This window comes from Bacillus sp. ISL-46 (assembly GCF_018613205.1).
Genome location: NZ_JAGGQR010000027.1, coordinates 71,451 through 93,920 on the forward strand (window position 1 = coordinate 71,451; position 22,470 = coordinate 93,920).

At 37.2% G+C, this 22,470-nt stretch carries 24 protein-coding genes; 16 read left to right on the top strand and 8 right to left on the bottom strand.

Annotated features, from left to right (window positions below):
- Positions 1-93: 93 nt before the first annotated feature.
- Positions 94-924, top strand: coding sequence for an undecaprenyl-diphosphate phosphatase (locus J7E67_RS15370; RefSeq protein WP_214732290.1), 831 nt, complete (start codon positions 94-96; stop codon positions 922-924).
- Between the two features lie 221 nt (positions 925-1,145).
- The gene (locus tag J7E67_RS15375) at positions 1,146-1,574 is read left to right on the top strand and encodes a CotY/CotZ family spore coat protein (protein ID WP_214732291.1); all 429 of its coding nucleotides are present in this window, start codon (positions 1,146-1,148) and stop codon (positions 1,572-1,574) included.
- A gap of 64 nt (positions 1,575-1,638) precedes the next feature.
- Here J7E67_RS15375 and J7E67_RS15380 read toward each other — a convergent pair whose 3' ends face one another.
- Positions 1,639-2,445 carry a glycerophosphodiester phosphodiesterase gene (locus tag J7E67_RS15380; protein ID WP_214732292.1) on the bottom strand — a complete coding sequence of 269 codons (807 nt, stop codon included), beginning with the start codon at positions 2,443-2,445 and terminating at the stop codon, positions 1,639-1,641.
- Between the two features lie 249 nt (positions 2,446-2,694).
- On the opposite strand from J7E67_RS15380, the gene J7E67_RS15385 reads away from it, so the two are divergent.
- Together J7E67_RS15385 and J7E67_RS15390 are read left to right on the top strand one after the other, a co-directional pair.
- Positions 2,695-2,790, top strand: coding sequence for a YjcZ family sporulation protein (locus J7E67_RS15385; protein WP_026566235.1), 96 nt, complete (start codon positions 2,695-2,697; stop codon positions 2,788-2,790).
- A 32-nt stretch (positions 2,791-2,822) separates the two neighbouring features.
- Entirely contained in the window at positions 2,823-2,957 is a 135-nt protein-coding gene (locus J7E67_RS15390) for a YjcZ family sporulation protein (RefSeq protein ID WP_214732293.1), read from the top strand.
- Positions 2,958-2,983: 26 nt separating this feature from the next.
- On the opposite strand, the gene J7E67_RS15395 is transcribed toward J7E67_RS15390, so the two are convergent.
- The 3 genes from J7E67_RS15395 to J7E67_RS15405 form a co-directional block, all read right to left on the bottom strand.
- The gene (locus J7E67_RS15395; RefSeq protein ID WP_251026793.1) at positions 2,984-3,406 is read right to left on the bottom strand and encodes a YkvA family protein; all 423 of its coding nucleotides are present in this window, start codon (positions 3,404-3,406) and stop codon (positions 2,984-2,986) included.
- 125 nt (positions 3,407-3,531) lie between these two features.
- The gene (locus J7E67_RS15400) at positions 3,532-5,265 is read right to left on the bottom strand and encodes an AAA family ATPase (protein WP_251026794.1); all 1,734 of its coding nucleotides are present in this window, start codon (positions 5,263-5,265) and stop codon (positions 3,532-3,534) included.
- Between the two features lie 143 nt (positions 5,266-5,408).
- Positions 5,409-5,669, bottom strand: coding sequence for a hypothetical protein (locus J7E67_RS15405; RefSeq protein ID WP_098933116.1), 261 nt, complete (start codon positions 5,667-5,669; stop codon positions 5,409-5,411).
- Positions 5,670-5,870: 201 nt separating this feature from the next.
- On the opposite strand from J7E67_RS15405, the gene J7E67_RS15410 reads away from it, so the two are divergent.
- The 4 genes from J7E67_RS15410 to J7E67_RS15425 all read left to right on the top strand — a co-directional run bounded on the left by J7E67_RS15410 (position 5,871) and on the right by J7E67_RS15425 (position 10,257).
- The gene (locus J7E67_RS15410) at positions 5,871-7,451 is read left to right on the top strand and encodes a peptide chain release factor 3 (protein ID WP_098933115.1); all 1,581 of its coding nucleotides are present in this window, start codon (positions 5,871-5,873) and stop codon (positions 7,449-7,451) included.
- Positions 7,452-7,682: 231 nt separating this feature from the next.
- A complete protein-coding gene (locus tag J7E67_RS15415) occupies positions 7,683-8,150 on the top strand; it encodes a hypothetical protein (protein WP_214732295.1) in 468 nt (155 codons plus the stop codon).
- A gap of 251 nt (positions 8,151-8,401) precedes the next feature.
- The gene (sigI, locus tag J7E67_RS15420) at positions 8,402-9,148 is read left to right on the top strand and encodes an RNA polymerase sigma factor SigI (RefSeq protein WP_214732296.1); all 747 of its coding nucleotides are present in this window, start codon (positions 8,402-8,404) and stop codon (positions 9,146-9,148) included.
- A complete protein-coding gene (locus J7E67_RS15425; protein ID WP_214732297.1) occupies positions 9,145-10,257 on the top strand; it encodes an anti-sigma factor domain-containing protein in 1,113 nt (370 codons plus the stop codon). The genes sigI and J7E67_RS15425 overlap by 4 nt, the downstream gene beginning before the upstream one ends.
- 87 nt (positions 10,258-10,344) lie before the next feature.
- Here J7E67_RS15425 and J7E67_RS15430 read toward each other — a convergent pair whose 3' ends face one another.
- Positions 10,345-10,548, bottom strand: a complete 204-nt coding sequence (locus J7E67_RS15430; protein ID WP_214714727.1) for an alpha/beta-type small acid-soluble spore protein — start codon at positions 10,546-10,548, stop codon at positions 10,345-10,347.
- 150 nt (positions 10,549-10,698) lie between these two features.
- The gene (locus J7E67_RS15435; RefSeq protein WP_214714725.1) at positions 10,699-11,052 is read right to left on the bottom strand and encodes a DUF3905 domain-containing protein; all 354 of its coding nucleotides are present in this window, start codon (positions 11,050-11,052) and stop codon (positions 10,699-10,701) included.
- 136 nt (positions 11,053-11,188) lie between these two features.
- Between J7E67_RS15435 and J7E67_RS15440 the strand changes: the two genes are divergently transcribed.
- Complete coding sequence (locus J7E67_RS15440) at positions 11,189-11,350, top strand: hypothetical protein (protein WP_166257651.1); 162 nt, start codon at positions 11,189-11,191, stop codon at positions 11,348-11,350.
- Positions 11,350-11,487 carry a hypothetical protein gene (locus tag J7E67_RS15445; protein WP_168242602.1) on the top strand — a complete coding sequence of 46 codons (138 nt, stop codon included), beginning with the start codon at positions 11,350-11,352 and terminating at the stop codon, positions 11,485-11,487. Before J7E67_RS15440 ends, J7E67_RS15445 begins: the two co-directional genes overlap by 1 nt.
- A gap of 20 nt (positions 11,488-11,507) precedes the next feature.
- On the opposite strand, the gene J7E67_RS15450 is transcribed toward J7E67_RS15445, so the two are convergent.
- The gene (locus J7E67_RS15450) at positions 11,508-13,253 is read right to left on the bottom strand and encodes a B12-binding domain-containing radical SAM protein (RefSeq protein WP_214732298.1); all 1,746 of its coding nucleotides are present in this window, start codon (positions 13,251-13,253) and stop codon (positions 11,508-11,510) included.
- 235 nt (positions 13,254-13,488) lie between these two features.
- On the opposite strand from J7E67_RS15450, the gene J7E67_RS15455 reads away from it, so the two are divergent.
- The 6 genes from J7E67_RS15455 (at position 13,489) to J7E67_RS15480 (ending at position 21,028) form a co-directional block, all read left to right on the top strand.
- Positions 13,489-14,217, top strand: a complete 729-nt coding sequence (locus J7E67_RS15455) for a FadR/GntR family transcriptional regulator (protein WP_214732299.1) — start codon at positions 13,489-13,491, stop codon at positions 14,215-14,217.
- A 312-nt stretch (positions 14,218-14,529) separates the two neighbouring features.
- Complete coding sequence (locus tag J7E67_RS15460; RefSeq protein ID WP_214714718.1) at positions 14,530-15,249, top strand: (Fe-S)-binding protein; 720 nt, start codon at positions 14,530-14,532, stop codon at positions 15,247-15,249.
- Between the two features lie 45 nt (positions 15,250-15,294).
- Complete coding sequence (locus J7E67_RS15465) at positions 15,295-16,719, top strand: LutB/LldF family L-lactate oxidation iron-sulfur protein (RefSeq protein ID WP_214732300.1); 1,425 nt, start codon at positions 15,295-15,297, stop codon at positions 16,717-16,719.
- A 2-nt stretch (positions 16,720-16,721) separates the two neighbouring features.
- Positions 16,722-17,441 carry a LutC/YkgG family protein gene (locus tag J7E67_RS15470; protein WP_251026795.1) on the top strand — a complete coding sequence of 240 codons (720 nt, stop codon included), beginning with the start codon at positions 16,722-16,724 and terminating at the stop codon, positions 17,439-17,441.
- 279 nt (positions 17,442-17,720) lie between these two features.
- Positions 17,721-18,734 (top strand): 2-oxoacid:acceptor oxidoreductase family protein, encoded by a 1,014-nt coding sequence (locus J7E67_RS15475; RefSeq protein WP_214732301.1) that lies wholly within the window; start codon positions 17,721-17,723, stop codon positions 18,732-18,734.
- On the top strand, positions 18,734-21,028 hold the full coding sequence (locus J7E67_RS15480; protein ID WP_214732302.1) for a thiamine pyrophosphate-dependent enzyme: 2,295 nt from the start codon (positions 18,734-18,736) through the stop codon (positions 21,026-21,028). Before J7E67_RS15475 ends, J7E67_RS15480 begins: the two co-directional genes overlap by 1 nt.
- Positions 21,029-21,232: 204 nt before the next feature.
- Here J7E67_RS15480 and mtnK read toward each other — a convergent pair whose 3' ends face one another.
- Positions 21,233-22,417 (bottom strand): S-methyl-5-thioribose kinase, encoded by a 1,185-nt coding sequence (gene mtnK / locus J7E67_RS15485; RefSeq protein WP_214714710.1) that lies wholly within the window; start codon positions 22,415-22,417, stop codon positions 21,233-21,235.
- Positions 22,418-22,470: the final 53 nt, after the last annotated feature.

The window sequence follows — 22,470 nt, forward strand, 5'->3', positions numbered from 1 at the left end:
ATTGCAAAGTAGTTAGTTAATGAGTAGAATAAATAGGTTGTAAATCATCATGACTTACGATACTGTCGCAATAGGTTAGGAGAAAATCACAATATGGAATTACTTTTGATTATTAAAGCCATTATCCTTGGATTAGTAGAAGGTTTAACAGAATTTGCACCAGTTTCCTCCACAGGTCACATGATTATCGTTGATGATATGTGGTTGCAATCTGAAAAGTTTTTGACACAGCATGGAGCCAACACGTTTAAAATTGTTATTCAACTTGGTTCGATTCTTGCGGTTGTCGTCACCTTTAAGGACCGCTTCATCGATTTATTAGGTCTAGGCCGCTTCAATAAGAAAGTTGTTAACGAGCAAGGCCGTCTTAAATTAACACAAGTTATTGTCGGTTTAATTCCTGCAGGTGTTTTAGGCGTTCTCTTTAATGACTATATTGATGACCACTTATTTTCAACCGCAACGGTTTTAATTGGTTTAGTTATTGGTGCTATATTAATGATTCTTGCAGATTTTATTGGTCCAAAACATCCGAAAACACAAACAGTTGATCAGATTTCCTATGGACAAGCTTTGACTGTTGGTTTATTTCAATGTTTATCCTTATGGCCTGGATTTTCTCGTTCCGGATCAACTATCTCAGGTGGCGTATTACTGGGAATGAGTCACCGTGCTGCAGCGGATTTTACCTTTATCATGGCTGTGCCAATTATGGCAGGTGCAAGTTTACTCTCCCTATTAAAAAACTGGGAATATATGACGATTGATGCCTTGCCATTCTTTATTGCAGGATTTATTAGTGCCTTTATTTTTGCGTTATTCTCCATCCGCTTTTTCTTAAAGCTGATTAACAAAATTAAACTTTTGCCGTTTGCAATTTATCGCATTGTTTTGGCATTAATTCTTTATATTATTTTCTTTTAAATTTTAGCCAGCTTACAAAATGTAAGCTGCTTTTTTTTGTTTCAAACTTTGCAGCCAGTTTTTTGCTTATATTTACCCAAATAAACATAAACGGTTAAGAACCTATCTAGAAATAATTAGTCATTTACCTGTTTTCCGTAAGAAAGTTGCCTATACCACAATTGCTGAATAGAATATTTTAAAATAAGGGATTGTTCAACGGGACGGAAGGAGGGAAAGACATGGAAAAAGGACGGTGCGAGGAGCATTGTTTATGTAATGAAATGGAACAGTTGCTTGATGAACAACAAAGATTATCCTTTGAAGGTTTTCGATTTGTATGCGATAAAATTGGGTTTGATACCATTCCCTTTGTCCTTTCTAATAGTAAATGTCCATTTGAGGTATTGGGGAAAACGAAGAGTGGTCTATTTTTTACTACTCAAGTATTCAGATTAGAAAGTCTTGATTCAAGGCATTGCTGTGCAAAGCTATCGCTGCTTTTGCCTGTAGATATAGATGGTTTTCCAGTAGACCTTTGTGACGAAGTATTTTCATTAATAAAAACGAAAAACTGTATTTTAGTTGATCTATCTTGTTTTTGCAGTATTCAACCTTTATCCCCCAGATTAGTTAATCGGGAACTGCCCATTGTTGAACCGAAATGTTAATAAAAAGAGCAGATTAGGGTCTAATCAGGAAATAAAATATAGCCCCAGACCCTAATCGATTTTCTTAACACAAATCTGGAAAGTCAGTAATAATACCTTCGACATGTAGATTTTTTAAAGTATTTACCTCATACTTTTTTTTCGCTGTCCATATAATCGTTTTTAATCCATGTTGATGAATTCTTTTAATAAGCCTTTTATTAACCATGGTTATTTTAGGATTTACATAAGAAACATAACTTGCAAAAGACCTTAAATCTTTATTTGAAATAATATTTACACCCGAATTCTTTACTAAAACTCCAATCGGGATGGAAGGAAGCAGTTCATGAAAACGTTTAAGTGAACCACGATCAAATGATTGAATAATTATATGATTTTCTCCTGATGTTAAATTTCTTTTGATTAGTTCTTCGGCAGTCTTTTCCACCATTTGCGGATAAAGTGAGGGTTTTTTTAATTCAAGTAAAATACCAATTTTCCCTGCAAACTCATCGAAAAACTCAGAGAGGGAAGGGATCTTCTCACCAGCAAATTTACTATGGAACCAACTTCCTGCATCAAGGTTTTGAATTTCTTTCAAGGAGAGGTCCTTTACCTTCCCTTTCCCATTCGTTGTCCTGTTAACGGTTGAATCATGAATCACGACCAATTCACCGTCTTTTGTCATTTGGACATCGATTTCAAGGTAATCTACACCTAAGTCTACGGCTTTCTTAAAAGATGCAAATGTATTCTCAGGGCAGTATCCAGCTGCACCTCTATGGCCAATTTTCAAGGGAGAGTGTTGTTTATCCTTCAAGCTTAACCGTGTCATCAATCGAAAAGATACCATGAAAACCAGAAACAAAAGGGTTGCGGCATTCCTCAAGTTTGGGACTCCAATCTACATTTATTTGTGAACATGTTATGAAAAACAGTGGCAATTGTCAACTAAATGAAGAGATTTTTATAAAAGTGAATTCACCTAGGTCATACTTTTCTATTTTGATACTTGCTGTTGTTGCTAATAATGGGCTTCTTCTTTTTTTTCAAAACTGGGTAATTTGGATATGTGTCTATCGCACATTTTTATCTATGTGAATAGGATATATGGAAATCAGAAAAGGAGGTAATGTAAATGTCTGGTGCAGCTGGTGGCTACGGCGGCGGATTTGCCCTACTAGTCGTTTTATTTATTTTGTTAATCATTATTGGGGCTTCATGGTGCTACTAAGTTTTCTATTAATATAAAAAGGAGGTCATGAAATGTTTGGATATGGTGGATATGGTGGACATTGTGGTTATGGATATGGTGGTGGCTGCGGTTACGGTGGTGGATTCGCTTTAATCGTAGTATTATTTATCCTCTTGATTATTGTAGGTGCAGCTTGTTTTAGATAAGAATATAAATAGGTGAACCCGCTTGGTTAATCAAGCGGGTTTTCTTGTGCAAATATATTGGCTCGTTTCCATTTACTAAATGCATCTAATTCGCTGGAAATTTTTTTTACGGTAAAGCCAATCAAGGCGGCGTCATCCAATATGCCAAGCCCGATGATGAAATCTGGTACTAAATCAAGTGGTGAAACAAAATAAAGCAGGGTTCCGACAACGGTAAGAATTGTACTGGGAGAGACATTTTTATATTCACCTTTCGAATAAGATTTAACCAGATCAAAAAATAATTGCAATTTTTCCCAAACGTCTCCTAAGTTTTGTTTTTTCTCATTTGCCATTTTTATTGCTTTGTTTAGTAAGCCTTGTGTTTTTTGCTGATCGCCGAGGAAATCTTTAGCTTTGACATTATATTTTTGCTGCTCTTTTTCAAAAATCTTCTTTTTACTTAACAACCTTTCCACTTCCTTTTTTTAAAGACCATCCTTAGTGTTCCACCAAATTAAAAAAACCATGAGATAATAAATCACCAATAAAAACAAAAACCAGGCGCATGAGCACCTGGTTTTCTACTACTATATTAAACAATGTTTTCATTTAAATTAGTCTGCGTTCCCCATACAATATCTTCGATTTCAGAGCCTTCAAGGGTTTCTTTCTTTAATAAAGCCTCGACCAATTGCTGATATTGATTATGATGACTATTAATAAGATTTTCTGCTTTTTCTAATGCTTTTCCAAATAGTTCCTGCATTTTTTCTTCTTTATCTTGTTTATTGAAGGTCAACTGGAACCCTTCTTGAAGCATTCCGGTATCCACCATTTGTTCAATGATTTGTTTTGCCTGCTGCACGTCTCCACCTACACCGATACTGTGTTCACCCAAATGCATTCTTTCGGCTACTCCGCCGGCTAATACCATTGCCACACGCTCTAGTAAGTCACTGGTTGTCGACAAGTGTAGTTCCTTTGGAATGGGTGCAACATAACCCAACGCCTCACCGCGAGGGATAATGGTTGCTTTTCTAACAGAACCTGGCTTCGTTAGCGATGCCACAATGGCATGACCTGCTTCATGGATGGCAACCCTCCGCTTTGTTTCAAGGTCTTGCAATGAACGGGAAGTACTCCCTAAGATGGTTCTATCCAAGGCATAGTCAAGATCATGCTTCTTAATCATATCCTGCCCGTTTCGAACGGCTCTCCTACTTGCCGTTTCAAAAAGGGACTGAAGCTCTGCGCCTGAAAAACCAGAGGTACTTTCTGCTAATTCATCTAATTTTGAAAATACATCTTTAGCAAAAGACTTACCTTTAGCATGAATACCAATGATTTCTCTTCTGCCTTTTGTATCGGGCAGCGGTACATGAAAAGAGAAGTCGATTCTTCCTGGTCGCAGAAAGGCTTCATCAAGCAAGTCTTTTCTATTGGTTGCAGCAATAAATAGAATTCCATCATTTGAATGTCCGCCATCAAGCTGTACAAGTAATTCAGTCAATGTTTTTTCTGCTTCCTCGCCACCATGTGCCTTTCTTTTAGCAGCTAGAGCATCTACTTCATCGATGAAAATAACAGCAGGACTTTGCTTTCTAGCCGTTTTAAACAAGGAACGGACCCGACTGGCCCCTACACCAATGAACATTTCATTAAAAGCTGATCCACTGGCTGTAAAAAATGAAGCATTTAGTTCACGAGCAATTGCTTGTGCAAGTAAGGTTTTACCAGTTCCAGGCGGTCCGTACAACAGTATGCCTTTCGGTGGTTTAATTCCTAATTTTGTTGCTCGTTCCGGTTCTTTAAGGGTAGTAAGTGTTTGTAATATTTCTTCCTTCATTTCGTCTCCGAGACCACCTACATCTTTTAAGCTAATAGAAGGAAGCGCGCGAGAATTGGCGACACTATTTTTCATTGAATTATTTAGTCCAAGGCTGCCCTTTGTTTTTTGAAGAGCGAATGCTGCTCCAGCCAGAAGAAGAATAACACCACCTAAAATCCACTTTCCATATTTACTGCTAGTGGAATAAGAGTATTCAATATTATATTTTCCAACCAGTTTGTCTAACATTTGACTATTGGGAGGAACATGGGAAATAAATTCGCCTTCCCTTGTTTGAATATAAAGGCTCCCATCAGGTTTTTCAATTAGTTTAACTACTTTTCCTTGTTGATCTTGAATGGTTTTCTCAACAGAAGAGAAGGGAATAGCGACTTCATTATTTGTGGTCTGGACGACCCAGATCGTTCCTGCAATAACTAATATAAACGCTGCAATTAGCGGAATAAACTTTGAAACTTTTCGTATACTTTGATTCAATGCCTTCATCTCCTTCAACAGAATACTACTCTATTATAAAGGGATTTCCAGAAAAATGGATGTGGGAATCGTTGGGAAACTCTTGTGTCGTAATGAAAAGACACCTGCACTTTTTTGAATAGGTATGGTGTCTTTTATAAAGATTAGGATAATAGACGTAGATGTGGAATAATTGGCATCAATACACTCTGAGCAATCACACCAATACTTGCACCTATACTCGATGCTTTACTCCATTTAAAAACATGAACTTTTTCGTCTTTTCCTTCATACAAAAATAATAGCTGTTCGCCTTCTTCAGCAATTCCAATTTTTTTATAAGAAATGTTGTTCTCCTTTAAAACAATATCAAAGGCTTTATGCAATAAATTTATGGTCTGCTGATCAATTTTTATAATATTCATTTCCCGTTACCTCCGTTGTGGTTATGTATGAACGGTCCTTAATACAATGATTTCCGCGTACCTCCATTATATTCTTTCTGAACACGGGATTAAAGAAATAATCGTTGCTGATCCATATTGAAATATTGCAAAGTTAGCGTTTCAGAGATAAGATTGAGGTTATGGACAAAAATTTTTATTGTCAAAAGAGAGGAAAACGAAATGGGTAACAATTTTAAAGAAGATGTATTGTCACGCCGGACATTTGCGATTATTTCCCACCCTGATGCCGGTAAAACCACGCTAACTGAAAAATTATTATTATTCGGCGGTGCCATTCGTGATGCGGGCACTGTAAAAGCGAAAAAAACGGGAAAGTTTGCTACAAGTGATTGGATGGAAATTGAAAAGCAGCGGGGAATATCGGTAACCTCCAGTGTAATGCAATTTGACTATGATGGATTCCGTGTCAATATTTTGGATACTCCTGGACACCAGGATTTCAGTGAAGATACGTACCGTACTTTGATGGCTGTAGATAGTGCTGTGATGATCGTGGATGCTGCAAAAGGGATTGAGGCACAAACACTCAAGCTTTTTAAAGTATGCCGGATGCGTGGTATTCCAATTTTTACATTTATGAATAAACTTGATCGCCAAGGCAAGCCGCCACTTGAACTTTTGGCTGAATTAGAAGAGGTTCTCGGCATTGAATCATATCCGATGAACTGGCCGATTGGGATGGGGAAAGAGTTCCTTGGAATTTATGATCGATTTAACAATAGGGTTGAACAGTTCCGTGTCGATGAGGAAGAACGATTTATTCCATTAAATGAAGACGGGGAAATAGCCGGGGACCACCCGCTAAAAACGTCGGGACTTTATGATCAAACACTTGATGAAATCATGTTGCTTAATGAGGCTGGAAATGAATTTTCAGCGGAAAAAGTAGCAGCTGGTAACCTGACACCTGTTTTCTTTGGTAGTGCACTAACTGCCTTTGGTGTCCAAACATTTCTTGAGTCTTACCTAGAGTTTGCTCCGCCCCCAAAGGCGCGTAATTCATCCATTGGGGAAATTGATCCATTAGGGAACCAATTTTCAGGTTTTGTCTTTAAAATTCAAGCAAATATGAATCCTGCACACCGAGACAGGATTGCTTTCGTACGAGTGTGTTCTGGGAAATTTGAGCGAGGAATGACAGTGAATATTCCGCGTTTGAATAAACAAATAAAGCTTTCTCAATCGACATCGTTTATGGCGGAAGAACGAAATACGGTAGATGAGGCAGTTAGTGGAGATATTATAGGCTTATACGATACAGGCACTTACCAAATTGGCGACACACTGACTTCTGGGAAGGATGACTTTCAATATGAAAGACTGCCTCAGTTTACACCAGAACTGTATGTCAGGGTTTCTGCCAAAAACGTGATGAAGCAAAAATCATTTTATAAAGGAATTCAGCAGCTCGTCCAAGAAGGAGCAATTCAGCTTTATAAAACAATTAAAACGGATGACTATTTATTAGGTGCAGTTGGTCAATTGCAGTTTGAGGTTTTTGAGCATCGAATGAGAAATGAGTATAATGCAGAAGTATTGATGGAACGGATGGGGTCGAAAATAGCTCGTTGGGTTGAAGGTGAAACCGTCGATGAAAATTTATCGAGTTCCCGTTCTCTTCTAGTTAAAGACAGATATGACCATTATGTATTTTTGTTTGAAAATGACTTTGCTCTCCGTTGGTTCCAAGAGAAAAATCCAACAGTTAAACTCTATAATCCAATGGATCAGGAGACTTAAGAAAAGTGGCGGGTTTGATACCTGCCCTTTTCTACGGATTAATAAAACAGAAAATTCAGACTAGTTGCTGAGATTGGGTTAGATTTGCCCAATACTACTTGCGCATTCTAAAAAAGAATTAAGGTTTGGAAAAAATATTGAATTTATGTTATTTTTTGACATAGTCTGGATAAGCTAAGTTGAGGTGTTCTTTAGCTTACAAAAATATGCCATGAGAAGCGGGATTGTACAATGAAAAAGATGAGCAAACTCGAAGCTGTTTTATGGAATATTGCTTTTCCTGGTTTTAGTCAATTGTTAATGGGTCAATATATCAAAGGAATATTGTTCGTTGCATTAGAAGTAATGATAAATGCCAATAGTCGCTTTAATACGGCGATTATGTACAGCTTCTTAGGAGAAATTGACAAAGCAGGGGCGGTTCTTAACTATCAATGGCTTATGTTTTATCCATGTGTTTATATGTTTTCCATGTGGGATGGTTATCGTTCTGCCATGCCTGAAGAGGAAAAATACACATTTTTACCATTTGTCTTCGGTGCTTACTTCGTCACTGTGGGTTTAATGCTGTCACCTAAAGTCACGATTCTAAAAGTTCACCCAGGCCCTGTATTTTTACCGATGTTGTTTTTAATTCCTGGGCTGCTGATTGGTTTTTCGTTTAAATTTTTAATGTCATTTAAGCTTCGAAAAAAATGATCGAATAAAAAGCTTCAAATCAGGATATATCTGGTTTGAAGTTTTTTATTGGGAAAAATTTTTTTATTATAACCCCCACAAACGGATTCAGAAGAAACGTAACTATGTAGTAAAAAGAAAAAGGCAATAATCGTCTAAACAATAAACAGGAAATGATAGGCATTCTTTGGGCTATCTTTTTCTAAATGCTTAACCCCATAAAGTCAAATATAACAGTCGTATGTTATAATTGGTCGAATAGAGGTGAGCAAATGCTAAGTTTATTGTTTATGGCCAAAAAGAAAAAAAGAACTTTGGAAGAAACCGTTCTCTTAATTCAACAAGGTGAGCAATACCTACTTGACGAAATTATCAGTGCTTATAAGCCATTTATTGCAAAAACAGTGTCTTCAGTATGTAGACGATATATCTATGAAACCGATGATGAATTTAGCATTGGTCTCATCGCATTTAACGAAGCGATTGAGAAATACTCAACTGAGCGCGGAAGTTCTTTATTGAGTTTTTCCGAAGTCATAATCAAAAGAAGAGTTATTGACTATATCCGTAAACAGTCAAAAAATCAACACCTAAGTTTTGATTTAACCAATGATACCAAAGACGAAGAATCAGCAGGAACAATCATTGTTAACGAACTCTCACTTGATGACTACAATAAAAAGAATGATGATCAATTAAGGAAAGATGAAATCCTTCACTTTCAAAAATTATTAACTACCTTTGATTTAAGTTTCAGTGACTTAGTTGAGAATTCACCTAAGCACTTCGACGCCCGAAAAAATGCAATTTTAATAGCTAAAATGTTAGTAGAAGATCAGGAGTTAAAAGAATTGTTATTTACGAACAAGCGTCTTCCAATTAAGCAATTAGAAAAAATGGTAGATGTCAGCAGAAAGACGATTGAACGAAACAGGAAATATATTATTGCCATTGCACTTATTTTAGCGGGTGATTATATCTTTATGAAAGATTATATAAAGGGGGTGCTTGAAACATGAAAAAGGGAGTTGTAATGGAAATAGATGATGCATTCCTAACGCTTTTAACCCCTGAAGGTGAATTTTTGCATGCCAAGAGACAAAATCAGCCATATGCAATTGGTGAAGAAATACACTTTTTTCCGATTGAAAGTGGTAATACTACGAATCATTTTAATACATTAAAAAATGTTTTTAAATTAAAACCAGTTTGGGTGCTAACGGCAGCATTATTTATCTTCCTTGGTTCGTTTTTTCCCATGTATCAAAATAATAAGGCATATGCCTATATGTCCATCGATGTAAATCCAAGTATTGAGTTAAGTATAAATAAAAAAATGCAGGTTGTAGAGATAACTGGTTATAACAAAGAAGGGAAAAAGATTATTTCCCAATTGAATAAATGGAAAAAAGAGGATGTTTCTAAAGTAGCACAAACTATTTTGGCTGAAATGAAAAAAGAAGGCTACTTGAATACTAAGGAAAACATTATTATTTCTACGGTTCGGACAAAAGAATCTGAAGGTAAGATTGATAAAAAGCTTCAAGAGAATATTGATGAGATCAAGGCGACAGTGAACAAACAAAAGTTAGAAATTACAGTTTTAAAAGCTACGGAAAACGAATGGAAAAAAGCTCATAAGCTTGGTATCACAACTGGAAAATACAAGGAAAACAAAATTCAGGATTCTATTAATCAAAATGTGAAGACAAAAGATAAGGGCGGAAAAATTGATAGGAAAGCTGTACCCTTAAGTCCTGCTAACAAAATTCCCCCTGGCCAGGTCAAAAAACAAACAGAAATTAAGGCTATTCAAAACAAAGAGAATGGTGGAAATAAAAAGCAAATTGAAAAAAAAGGGTTAAATGGAAAATTTATCGCACCTGACCAACTAAAAAGGATCGAAGCGGATCAACTAAAACAGAAACAACCACAGCAAAATAAACAAAATAATCAAAGGGAAAAATCATCCCAGAATAAAAAATCAAAAGTCAACGAAAAACATAAAGAGAACGACAATCAAAAAGTTGATGGCAAAAACATTGGACAACATCAAGTAAAATATACTCCAAAATATAAAGATAAAAATAGTGAAAAACATGACGAAAAACATAATGGGAAAAATTAGCCAGGAACATCAACGAAAATATAATTACCATCAAACGAATAAATAAAGTCCGGATATACATTCCGGACTTTTTTCCATATTATTGAATTATTTTTGTGTAAATTGTCCAGAAAGTTGTGCTTGAGCTTGTTGTACAAGGCGTTTTGTAATTTCGCCACCTACAGACCCGTTTGCTCTTGAAACTGTATCTGACCCTAAATTAACACCGAATTCTTGGGCAATTTCGTATTTTACCTGATCTAGATATTGTTCAATCCCAGGCACTAACAACTTGTTCCTGCTATTGGCCATTTTATACAACTCCTTCTTTTGGTACAGAGATAATTTCACCTCTGTATAAATATTATTAATTTATTTTTGTGATTTATAAGTGGTAATGTTTTTCGGTATTGGAAATTAAATTCTGCCTATGCCCTAATGGAAGGTCCCGACTCTTTAATGTTAATCGCTTCCTTTACTAACATCTTTTGTGGGATGCATAAAAGGATAAGCTTGTGGTTTCTTTTTACTTTCTAATAATTCACGATTTTCAGCTGTGTTCCAGCCGATATCATTTGTAGGGTGAACCCATTCATCTCCAGCCATGATAGCTGGGTCTGTATCCTTTGTCCAGGTTTCTAATGGTGAATTAGAAGAGGCGTATATACTATCACCAATAGTCACACCATGTCTATTTACAAAAGGAGGCTCCATCTTTATTCCAGTACCTTCAAAGCTTGGGGCATTAATTTGATGTGGCATTGTTTCATTCATGCTTACCTGATCTGCAGACCCTGTATTTTTCGCATTTTTCATTTTTACATCACTCCTGTTTTTTCTTATTTTCTTCGAGTCATGGGATTTTATTTATGAAAAATAAGGAAAGGAATGATAACTCTATATTTGTTCAAAACTATGGTAGTAAGATTAATTTTTAAGGGAGGATTATTCCATGGCTAAACGCAAAGCAGAATTTGATGCAGTAGAAAAATATACAAAAACACCACATAAAAATGTTCAGGAAAGTGAATTTTCTGCGGAATTTACCGATAATAACAATGCTATAAGGTTTCAAAATCGAAATTCAAAATTAGGAAAAAAGGGAAGAAGCTAATGAAAAGCCGCCGTAAAACTCCACCACGTATTCCGACTGAAGAATTCAGCATTGAATTTGGCGATGTTAACGGCACAAAATTATATGATATTCTCCAGGTTTCACAAAAAGAGAAGAAAAACAATAAAAAGAAATAAGCCGGCAATGCCGGCTTTAGTTAGTTCTCAAGAAATGAAAATATTAGTGTACGGCCCTTCATAGGGTCAAAATAAGCTAATACACAGGAAGGCTGTTTATTAATCTTACCAGTTGTTTGATACAATGCTAAATCGAAGGATATTTCTTCCAACATGGTATGTTTATATAAGTCCTTTTCATCAAGGCCTAGATCAATAAACGATGGTCCTAACATCGAAGGGTGTTCAGAAATTTGTTTGTAAATTTGTGTTCTCTTTTCCTTATCAAAGCTAGCTTCCCACCAAGGTTTTCTCGGTTTATATTTATGGTTCTTTAGATAATCATATTTCATCAGGCCTATTATCACATCTAGGTCATTAACCTTTTGATGGCCCAAAAACGCATGAAGTCTGCGAAATAAATCCTCAAGCTGATGACCAATTCTGGACCAGCCTTGTTTTTCCCAGTAGGAACCAAATTGTTGGAAGAAATCAAAAGGGGATGGAAAAACATTTGTTATTAAGAATTCAACTGTTTCATCCATCCGGTGATCATTCCAATACTTTTCCAAAACATCCTCAACTTGCTTGATTCTAACGATATCATTAAATGAGAGTACGTTATTACTTAATATTTCATATGGAGAATGATCCATATAAACATATTTTTGTTCAGCAGCACGTAGTCGGACTCCAGTTCCTCGAAGCATTTTTAAAAAACCTAACTGTAGTTCTTCCGGACGTAACTCAAAAACATCATTAAACGTTTTTCGAAAAGAAGCGTAATCTTCTTCTGGTAAACCAGCAATTAAATCAAGATGCTGATCAATTTTTTTACCTTCCTTCACCATTGTGACGGTTCTACAAAGTTTTGAATAATTTTGTTTGCGCATCACAAGTTCATTTGTAAAGTCATTAGTTGATTGGACTCCGATTTCAAAGCGGAAAAGTCCTTTAGGTGCTTCTTGGTTGAGAAATTCAATTACTTCAGGCCGCATAATATCTGCAGTGATTTCAAACTGAAAAACGGTACCGGGGAGATGTTCATCAATTAAGAACTGGAACATTTCCATAGCATAGCTCCTGCTAATATTAAAGGTTCGATCCACAAATTTGATGGTTTTTGCACCATGAGTCATTAAATATCGTATATCGTCTTTAATTTTTTCACGATCAAAATATCGGACACCAACTTCAATAGACGACAAACAAAATTGGCAGCTAAATGGACAACCGCGACTAGTTTCAATATAGGTGACTCTTTTGCCTAAATGAGCGATATCTTCAGGGAAGCGATAGGGTGACGGTAATTCCTTAAGGTCTAGCTTATTCATTTGGGGAGTAATGACAACTTGCTGATCATCACGGAAGGCGACACCAGGTACTAATTTATAATTACGGTTTTTTTGGATTTCAGCTAGAAGCTGTTTAAAGGTTTGTTCTCCTTCACCCATAACAATAAAGTCAACCTCAGGTATCTTCTCCATCCATTCGCGGGTATCATAAGTTACTTCCGGGCCTCCTAGAACAATAATTATCGATGGATCCACTTTTTTTATCAAATTTACAACCTTAATGGTTTCCTCGATGTTCCATATATAACAGCTAAATCCAATGACTTCAGGATTCAGTTGATAAAGATCTGTTACGATATTTAAGACCGGGTCCTTTATTGTATATTCTTTGATCTGTATATTGAATTCTGGTGCTGCATAAGCCTTTAAATATCGAATCGCTAAGTTAGTATGTATATACTTAGCATTCAAGGTAGAACAAATAACATTCATAAAAAAACTCCTTTACATAAATGAAAACAATATATTATTATAACTTATTTTAGACCAAAAGAATAGGAAGCAAACAATCAAAAGGCCCTTGCAGGCTGAGCATGAGCTTTCGTGTATTGTTCAAATTAAGGAATCATATTTTTTAGGATAGAGTAGAAGTTAGATGCAGATTTTTTTAAAGTCTGTATAATAAAGATGCGTCCAAATTACGAAATGGTTGTTAGGGGCTGGATGGGTGAATTATAAAAAGATTAAACCAAAGAAGATATATGAAGAAGTAGCAGAAGCTATTTATGAAATGATTCGAACGGGTCAAGTAAAACCTGGTGAAAAACTTGATTCAGTACAACAGCTGGCGGAAAATTTTCAAGTGGGGAGGTCTGCCATTCGCGAAGCATTAACCTCATTAAGAGCGATGGGCCTCATTGAAATGAAGCAAGGAGAAGGTACATTTGTAAATGAGTTTGAAACAGATCAAATAACCTTTCCACTATCAACAGCTATGTTAATGAATAAAGAGGATATAGCTCAATTATTAGAGGTTCGTAAGATAATTGAAATAGGTACAGCAGCTGCAGCTGCTAAAAAGAGAACCAATCAGCAGCTCATAACTATGGAGAGAGCATTGGAAGAAATGAAACATGCAAATGGGGATGAGGAACTCGGTGAAAAAGCTGATTTACAATTTCATCTTGCTTTGGCAGATGCAGCACAGAACCCACTGCTGCTTAGCTTAATGAATCATGTTTCTGGATTAATGGAAGAAACAATGAAGGAAACTAGGAGAGTATGGCTTTTTTCTAAGCAAACAACGGTAGAACGTCTTTATAATGAACATATTGCTATTTATGAAGCAATAAAAGAGCAAGATGTAGATAAAGCTAGCAAGTTTATGCTTATTCACTTAGAAAATGTTGAGGCTCTACTACAAAAATATTTTCAATCCACCAATTTATCTAGGTAGTATTTTGGCGAAAGTATTATTAAAAACATGTGGCTCCAATTTATTAGGAACGCATGTTTTTTTAATAGCTCTGTTAAAGTTAATTGTTGATTTTGGCACTATGTTGATTGGAGCGGAAATCAACATAGTGCCAAAATCAAAATAGCCTTTAAATAATAATTTTTTTTTTGAATGCACTTTCTTTACAGCGTGTTTTTTTGTATTGTAGTAAGGTAGATATTAATTAATATATATTTTTCATTCAAGTCATCTGATGACCAGTTCACCTGTATGATTTGAAGAAAATCAGATATTTAGGAGAGGAAGACAAACATGAAGGTTACACTTTTTGCGACTTGTATTGTAGATATGTTTCAAAGTAATGTAGGGAAAGCAACAGTAGAATTGCTGGAAAGGCTTGGATGTGAAATAGATTTTCCTGAATCCCAAGTATGCTGTGGACAGCCATCGTATAACAGTGGTTATGTTAAAGAATCAAAAGAAGCAATGAAGCGTATGATTGATACTTTTATAGATGCCGAGTACATTGTATCTCCATCCGGTTCCTGCATCACAATGTTCCACGAATATCCACACATATTTAAGGGCGACCCTGTTTGGGAACCAAAAGCAAAAAAATTGGCGAAAAAGTCATTTGAACTTACACAATTTATTGTAGATGTCATGAAAATTGAAGATGTTGGTGCCCGTTTTGAAGGAAGTGTAACATACCATACCTCTTGTCACATGACGAGATTGTTAGGAGTTAAAAAAGCTCCTATGATTCTATTAAGCAATGTAAAAGGCCTTAAGTTTACTGAATTGCCTGGAAAGGAACAATGCTGTGGTTTCGGCGGAACTTTTTCGGTTAAAATGGCACAAATCTCAGAGCAAATGGTCGATGAAAAAGTTCGCCATGTTGAAGAAACCGGTGCTGAATACCTTATCGGCGCTGATGCAGCATGCTTAATGAATATCGGTGGACGGATAGATCGAGTAGGAAAGCCAATCAAAGTACTGCATATTGCTGAGGTATTAAATAGCCGTGGATAGTTATTTACTTGCTTAATAAATTTACTTGAGTGGAGGAATGGTCGTATGTCAATGAAGATTAGCACGGATCAATTTAAAGAACGTGTTGATAAAGGGATCCATGATGACTTCATGCGGGGTGCCGTTGCAGGAGCACAGGACGGTATGGGCGTAAAAAGGCGTGTTGCAACAGAAGAATTAGGAAACTGGGAAGAGTGGCGCTCACATGGGGAAGAAATTCGTCAACATGTGTTAGAGCACTTAGATTATTACTTAGAGCAATTAAGTGAAAATGTAGCTAAGCGGGGTGGGCATGTATTTTTTGCTCAGACCAAGGAAGAAGCTAATGATTATATTCGTGAAATAGTTAAGAAAAAAGAAGCAAAGAAAATTGTTAAATCCAAATCAATGGTAACAGAGGAAATCAGCTTAAATGCAATGCTGGAACAAGAAGGCTGTGAGGTAATTGAAACGGATCTAGGCGAATACATTCTTCAAGTTGATGATCATGATCCGCCATCTCATATTGTCGTGCCCGCCCTGCATAAAAATAAAGAACAAATTCGTGACGTGTTTACTGAAAAGCTTGGTTATAAGAAGACTTCAAAACCAGAAGAATTAGCCTGGCATGCACGTGAAATGCTTAGGAAGGAATACCTATCAGCCGATATTGGTATAACCGGATGTAACTTTGCAGTGGCAGAGACCGGGTCTTTTAGTTTGGTGACGAATGAAGGAAATGCTGATTTAGTTACCGCGTTACCAAAAACACAAATTACCGTCATGGGTATGGAAAGACTTGTCCCTACCTTTGAAGAGATGGAAGTTCTTGTTAGTTTATTAACGAGAAGCGCCGTAGGGCAAAAATTAACCAGTTATATTACCGTGTTAACAGGACCAAAAGAAGCGTTGGATACGGATGGTCCGGAGGAATTCCACCTTGTCATTGTCGATAATGGCAGATCCAACATTCTTGGCGGGGAATTCCAGTCGGTATTGCAATGTATCCGTTGTGCTGCTTGTATTAATGTATGCCCAGTGTATCGTCATGTGGGCGGACACTCCTACGGCTCGATCTATTCTGGCCCAATAGGTGCGGTCCTGTCTCCTTTATTAGGTGGATATGACGAATTCAAAGAATTGCCTTACGCATCAACTCTATGTGGTGCTTGCACTGAGGTATGTCCGGTAAAAATACCGTTACATAACCTTCTCCACAAACACCGTGAAATCATTGTCGAAAAAGAAGGAAAAGCACCTATTTCCGAGAAACTGGCGATGAAGGCTTTTGGTTTAGGGGCAGCATCACCACTCTTATACAAGCTTGGTTCGAAAATGGCACCAGCTGCAATGAACCCGTTTACGGTTGGAGAGAAAATATCAAAAGGGCCAGGTCCATTAAAGGCTTGGACAGATATTCGTGAATTTCCGGCACCAAATAAAGAGCGATTCAGAGATTGGTTTAAAAACCGTGAAAAAGGAGGCAAATAATCATGGTAGGGACGATTCAAAATCGGGATAAATTTTTAAATCAAATTGCCGGCCGCCTTGAACGCCCACGAATTTCCTCTGCGGTTGAAAGGCCGACTTGGAAATTCCAGCCCCAATATGAGGTGTTAAAGGATGCTACTCAGGACGATTTGTTAGAGGTATTAACAGAACAATGTAAGAAAATCCATACAAACCTCTATGTAACTGACAGCAAAGATTTAGCAACTACGCTTAACAAAGTGGTTTCAGGCTATGGTGGCGGCCCAATTGTAACCTGGAAAGATGAGCGCTTTTCTCAGTGGGGGCTGGATCCGCTATTTAAGCAAGAATGGCCTAGCCGGAAAATGGAAGTATTTGAATGGAATCACACCAAAGGGAAAGAAAATATCGCGAAAGCGGAAAAGGCTAATGTCGGGATTACCATAAGTGAAATAACACTTGCAGAATCCGGCACGGTGGTTTTGTTTAGCGATGAGAATAAAGGAAGAACAGTTAGCTTTTTACCAGCAACCTATATTGCACTTGTACCGAAAAGCACTTTAGTTCCACGGATTACGCAAGCTGCTCAAAAGATGAGGGAGATTCACAAGAAAACGGGGCATGTTGCTTCATGCATCAATTTTATTACCGGACCAAGTAACTCTGCGGATATTGAATTGAATCTAGTAGTTGGTGTCCATGGGCCAGTAAAAGCTTCCTATATTGTTATTAACGATCTTTAAACAAATGAAATGGTCTGTATCCTGAAATGGATGCAGATCATTTTTTTTATAATCTGTTATACAACATAAATTCACCTGTTATATAATTATGAAAGCTCTTTAAAGTCATATATGGTAACCCTTATTCAATAAAAATTTTATGTGTTTCAAAATAATTATCGTTATGTTTGACTTTTATCACAGCTTAATAAAAATAGTTGTCTTACAATAGTTTTTGGGAAGTTAAATTTTTATGTCTATTTCGTGTTATTTTATTGAACGAAGTTAGGGAGGGACATTATGTCTATTTTACCGAAAAAAAATGAATTAGGATTTTTTGAAATCCGTCTTGAATCAATTGGGGGGCTGGGAGCTAACCTTGCTGGAAAAATGTTAGCGGAGGCTGGTGTTTTAAGTCTTGGCTTGAAAGGATCCAATTTTTCATCCTACGGCTCTGAGAAAAAAGGGTCTCCAGTAAAGAGTTTCATTCGCTTTTGTGAACCAGATGTAGAAATTAGAGATCATAGTCCAATTGAACAACCACATATTGTTGGTGTTTTCCATGAAGCCTTATATAGAACGGTTGATGTTGTTAGCGGTTTGAATGCTGATAGTATAGTCTTAGTAAATACAGCAAGGGATTTTGATGAAGTTAAAACGGATTTACAATTAGATTATGGTACACTAGCGATTGTTGATGCCCTACAGATAGCCGTAGAGGAAAAAACTAAAGTAAATACGGCAATGCTAGGAGCATTATATCGTATTTGTGATTTTCTAGATCCTGAATCCATGAGAGACGTGATTCGGAAAACGTTTACGAAGAAATACCCGCATCTTGTTGAACCAAATATCCGCACTTTTGACCGCGGTTATAATGAGGTTCAATTTAAAACATATGAAGTGCCAGAAGGGGCTGAAGGAAAAGCCTTCACACGCCCACTTCCACAGCTTGGATACTTGACTCAGGAAATCGGTGGTGTCATGGTTTCTCAAGCAAATAGTATTTTAAAAGATTTAAGTGGTTCACGCCAAGGATTCCTTCCGGAGTTCCAACAAGACAAATGTATTCACTGTGCTGCATGTGACAACGTTTGTCCTGACTTTTGCTTCGTTTGGGAAGAAGGAGAAGATAAGCGTGGAAGAAAACAAATGTTCCTTCAAGGTATTGATTACCAATACTGTAAAGGCTGCCTGAAATGCGTGGAAGCATGCCCAACCGACGCACTCGGTGATCTTCGTGAAATGCTTGGGTATGCAGATAATAACCGCGTAAAGCAAAACTTTCCTTATATTGCAGGAGGAATCCAATAATGGCTATTTTAGAAGATAAATTAACAACAAAAGGTGTAGCAGAACAAATTTCTACTTTTGAATCTGGAAATGAAATGGCTGCTATGGCGGCAGCACAAATCAATTATCATATTATGGGATATTTCCCAATTACACCTTCAACAGAGGTTGCTCAATTTTTAGATCAAATGAAAACGCGCGGGGAGCATGATATTAAACTGATTCCTGCCGATGGTGAGCACGGTTCAGCAGGTATTTGCTACGGTGCTGCGGCAACTGGTGCACGTGTTATCAATGCAACCAGTGCAAATGGATTCTTATATATGCTTGAACAAATGCCTGTCCAATCAGGGACTCGTTTTCCAATGGTTATGAATCTAGTTACTCGTGCCGTCAGTGGTCCGCTCGATATTCGTGGCGATCACTCGGATCTCTATTATGCATTAAATACAGGCTGGGTAATCTTAACAGCAAAAACACCGCAAGCTGTATATGATATGAATATTATGGCGCTTAAAATTGCCGAACATTCAAAGGTTCGCTTACCAGTTATTGTTGCTTATGATGGCTTCTTTACATCCCACCAAAAGCGTCGAGTGGAATTCTTTAAGGACCGTAGTGTTGTACAGCAATTTGTAGGTGAATGTCCAACCGATTACAACTTTGTTAGAGACTTGAGGAAGCCAGTAACGATTGGTGCTCATATGAGTGGTGATGATTTCATTAACAATCACTACCAACAATCAGAAGCAATGTACAATGCTGGTGAGGTATTTAAGGAAGTGGCTGCGGAATATGCTAAGCTTTCTGGAAGAGAATATCCAGTTCTAGATTTATATAAAATGGAAGATGCTGATGTAGCATTATTCCTATTAAACTCTGCGGCAGAATCTGCTAAAGATGTAGTGGATCAACTTCGTGCAAAAGGAATTAAAGCAGGTGTAATTAGCCCGAATATTATCCGTCCATTCCCTGCAAAGGAAATTCGTGAAGCCCTAAAGAATGTAAAATCATTATTAGTTGGGGAACGTGCGGATTCTTACGGAGCAAATGGTCCTAACCTTACACATGAAGTGAAATCTGCACTTCAAGATGACAAAGACAACAAGACGATCGTGTTAAGCCGCGTATTTGGTCTCGGCGGTAAGGATTTCTATGCAACTGATGCACAGGCTTTCTTTGAAATGGCACTTGATGCAAAGGAAAAAGGCTATGCTGAAAAGCCATTTGATTACTATGGTCATATTCCAGGTAATCCTGAAAAAATCCTTAAGCCTGTTATTTTGCCACAGCACGGGGATGTTTTTAAAACAGGGTTAATTGATGTGAAAATGGATGAAGAAACCAATAAATTAAAGGTGAAAATCCCGCCGTTACGTGCTTTAACTGGTAAACCGAAACGGATTGCCTCCGGTCACGGGGCATGTCCAGGGTGCGGAATTTTTGCTGGACTCGAGTTATTCTTTAAAGGGATTGAGGGAGACATTGTTACTCTATTCCAAACGGGATGCGCTTATGTAACAACAACATCTTATCCTAGCACCTCCCATAAGCAAACGATGATGCACAATTTGTTCCAAAACGGTGCCGCAACGCTTTCAGGTACTGTTGAAGCATTCATGGAATTAAAACGTCGCGGCGAAATTGAAGTATCGGATGACGCCACATTTGTTATGATTACTGGTGATGGTGGTATGGATATTGGTATGGGTTCAGCGATTGGTATTGCTCTTCGCGGACATAAACTGATTATGCTTGAATATGATAATGAGGGCTACATGAATACAGGCTCACAAATGTCTTATTCAACACCACTGGGTCATATGACAAGTACATCTGGAGTTGGAAAAGCACAGCGAGGAAAAGCCTTCCACCATAAGGATACTCCGCAAATTATGGCTGCTACTAATATTCCTTATGTGTTTACCGGTTCGGAAGCCTTTCCACAGGACTTAGTTAAAAAAGGTGCAAAAGCACAATGGTACGCACAAAATGTTGGAACAGTATATGGAAAACTTCTCATCACATGCCCACTAAACTGGAAATCTGATGACCGTTTTGGTGCAAAAATTATCGAAGCTGCTGTAGATTCTTGCTTCTTCCCGCTATATGAAGTAGAACAAGGTGTTACAACCATAACTTACAATCCAGAAGAGAAGAACAAACGAATTCCACTTTCTGATTGGTTAAAATATATGGGGAAAACAAAACACCTACTTAAAGATGAAAACAAGCCAATGCTAGAAGAATTTGAAGCAGAAGTTGAGAAAAGATGGCAAAGACTCAAAGCAAAGAATAAAAATCCTATGCTGTAAAAAAAAGCAAATCAAAAAAACACATCCTTTGGGAAGTGTCAGATTGTCGAGAAAGGGTATTTTTTCTCGGCAATTTTTTATTTTGTCTGAGTCTAACCTACCTATTTTTCATTAAATATTTGTGCCTGCTAATTGACCTGTTGAAAAGCCAATATATTTTAACTTGACTAGAAAAGCAATCCGAGTTGGATTGCTTTTTCTATATTAAAGTGTTTCTTTTACAGTTGCTATGAAAGCAGTAAGATTTTTGATTTCTTTTCGTTGTTTGATTAGGACTTTCCCAAGACCTAGTGTTTTCTGTTTTGCAGTGAATCTAGTTTGAGCATCCTCGATCCCATCTAAATCAGCAACATGAGCAAGACCAATTGTCCTTCTGATTAATTCGCAGCCGGCAAAGCCGATCGAGTCCTCAAAAAACTTAGTTAAATTATAGTTTAGAAAGGTAGAGGATTTAGCGTAATCGTCTTTATTCTCCGTATTCCATAATAGTGTAAATTGATCCTCAAATACACTCCATACCGTTTCAATATGATTGAGGAATAGATCACGTTCTTCAACATTTGCTATTACCTGGAAGAGAAGATTTGCAATTACTTGGCCGATATCAAATCCAGCTGGTCCGTAGAAAGAAAATTCGGGATCGATTACTTTTGTTTCATAATTATCGGCAAAAACACTTCCGGTATGAAGATCACCATGGAGGAGAACTTCAGCCTCTGTTAAAAAGCATTTCTTCAAAATATTTACATGAAACTTTAGTTCATCATCCTGCCAAAGCTCTTCGACGACAGGACGCAGTCCTTCCTCGAAATCGTTGGTTTCTGCATCAATAAAAGGATCGGTGAAGATTAAATCTTCAGTTATTTTGCAAAGCTCGGGATTGATAAACTGTTGTACATATTCCTTTTTTACGGAAGGGGTTAATCCGTAATCAGAAGTGTAAAATAATGTTTTTGCAAGATATTCACCTAGATGCTTTGAAATTAATGGATAGGTTTCTCCTTTGATAAAGCCAGTTCTTGCGATTGACAGATGGGAAAGGTCCTCCATTACGGTTACAGCTAGGACATCATCTGTGAAAAAAACTTGGGGCACATAATCTGGAGCAATCTGTCCGAAAATTTTTAAGGCATCCGCTTCAATCTTTGCTCTTTTCAAAGTTAATGGCCAGCTTTCGCCAACTACCTTTGCATAAGGGAGAGCTTGTTTGATAATAACACTTTTTCCATCTAATTCTTCAACAATATGAAAGACTAGATTGAGATTCCCATCGCCAATCTCCTTGCAGGAAAGTTTTGCATGCTGGTCAAAAATTTTCAACTCAAGTGCCAGTTCAACTGCACTCTCGTTTGTTAAAGGCTGGTATGTTTTTTGTTTTAGTAGACTCATTATGGTTCCTCCTCGTTTTTGGGAGGCTTAATTATGCACGCAGGCACTAAAAA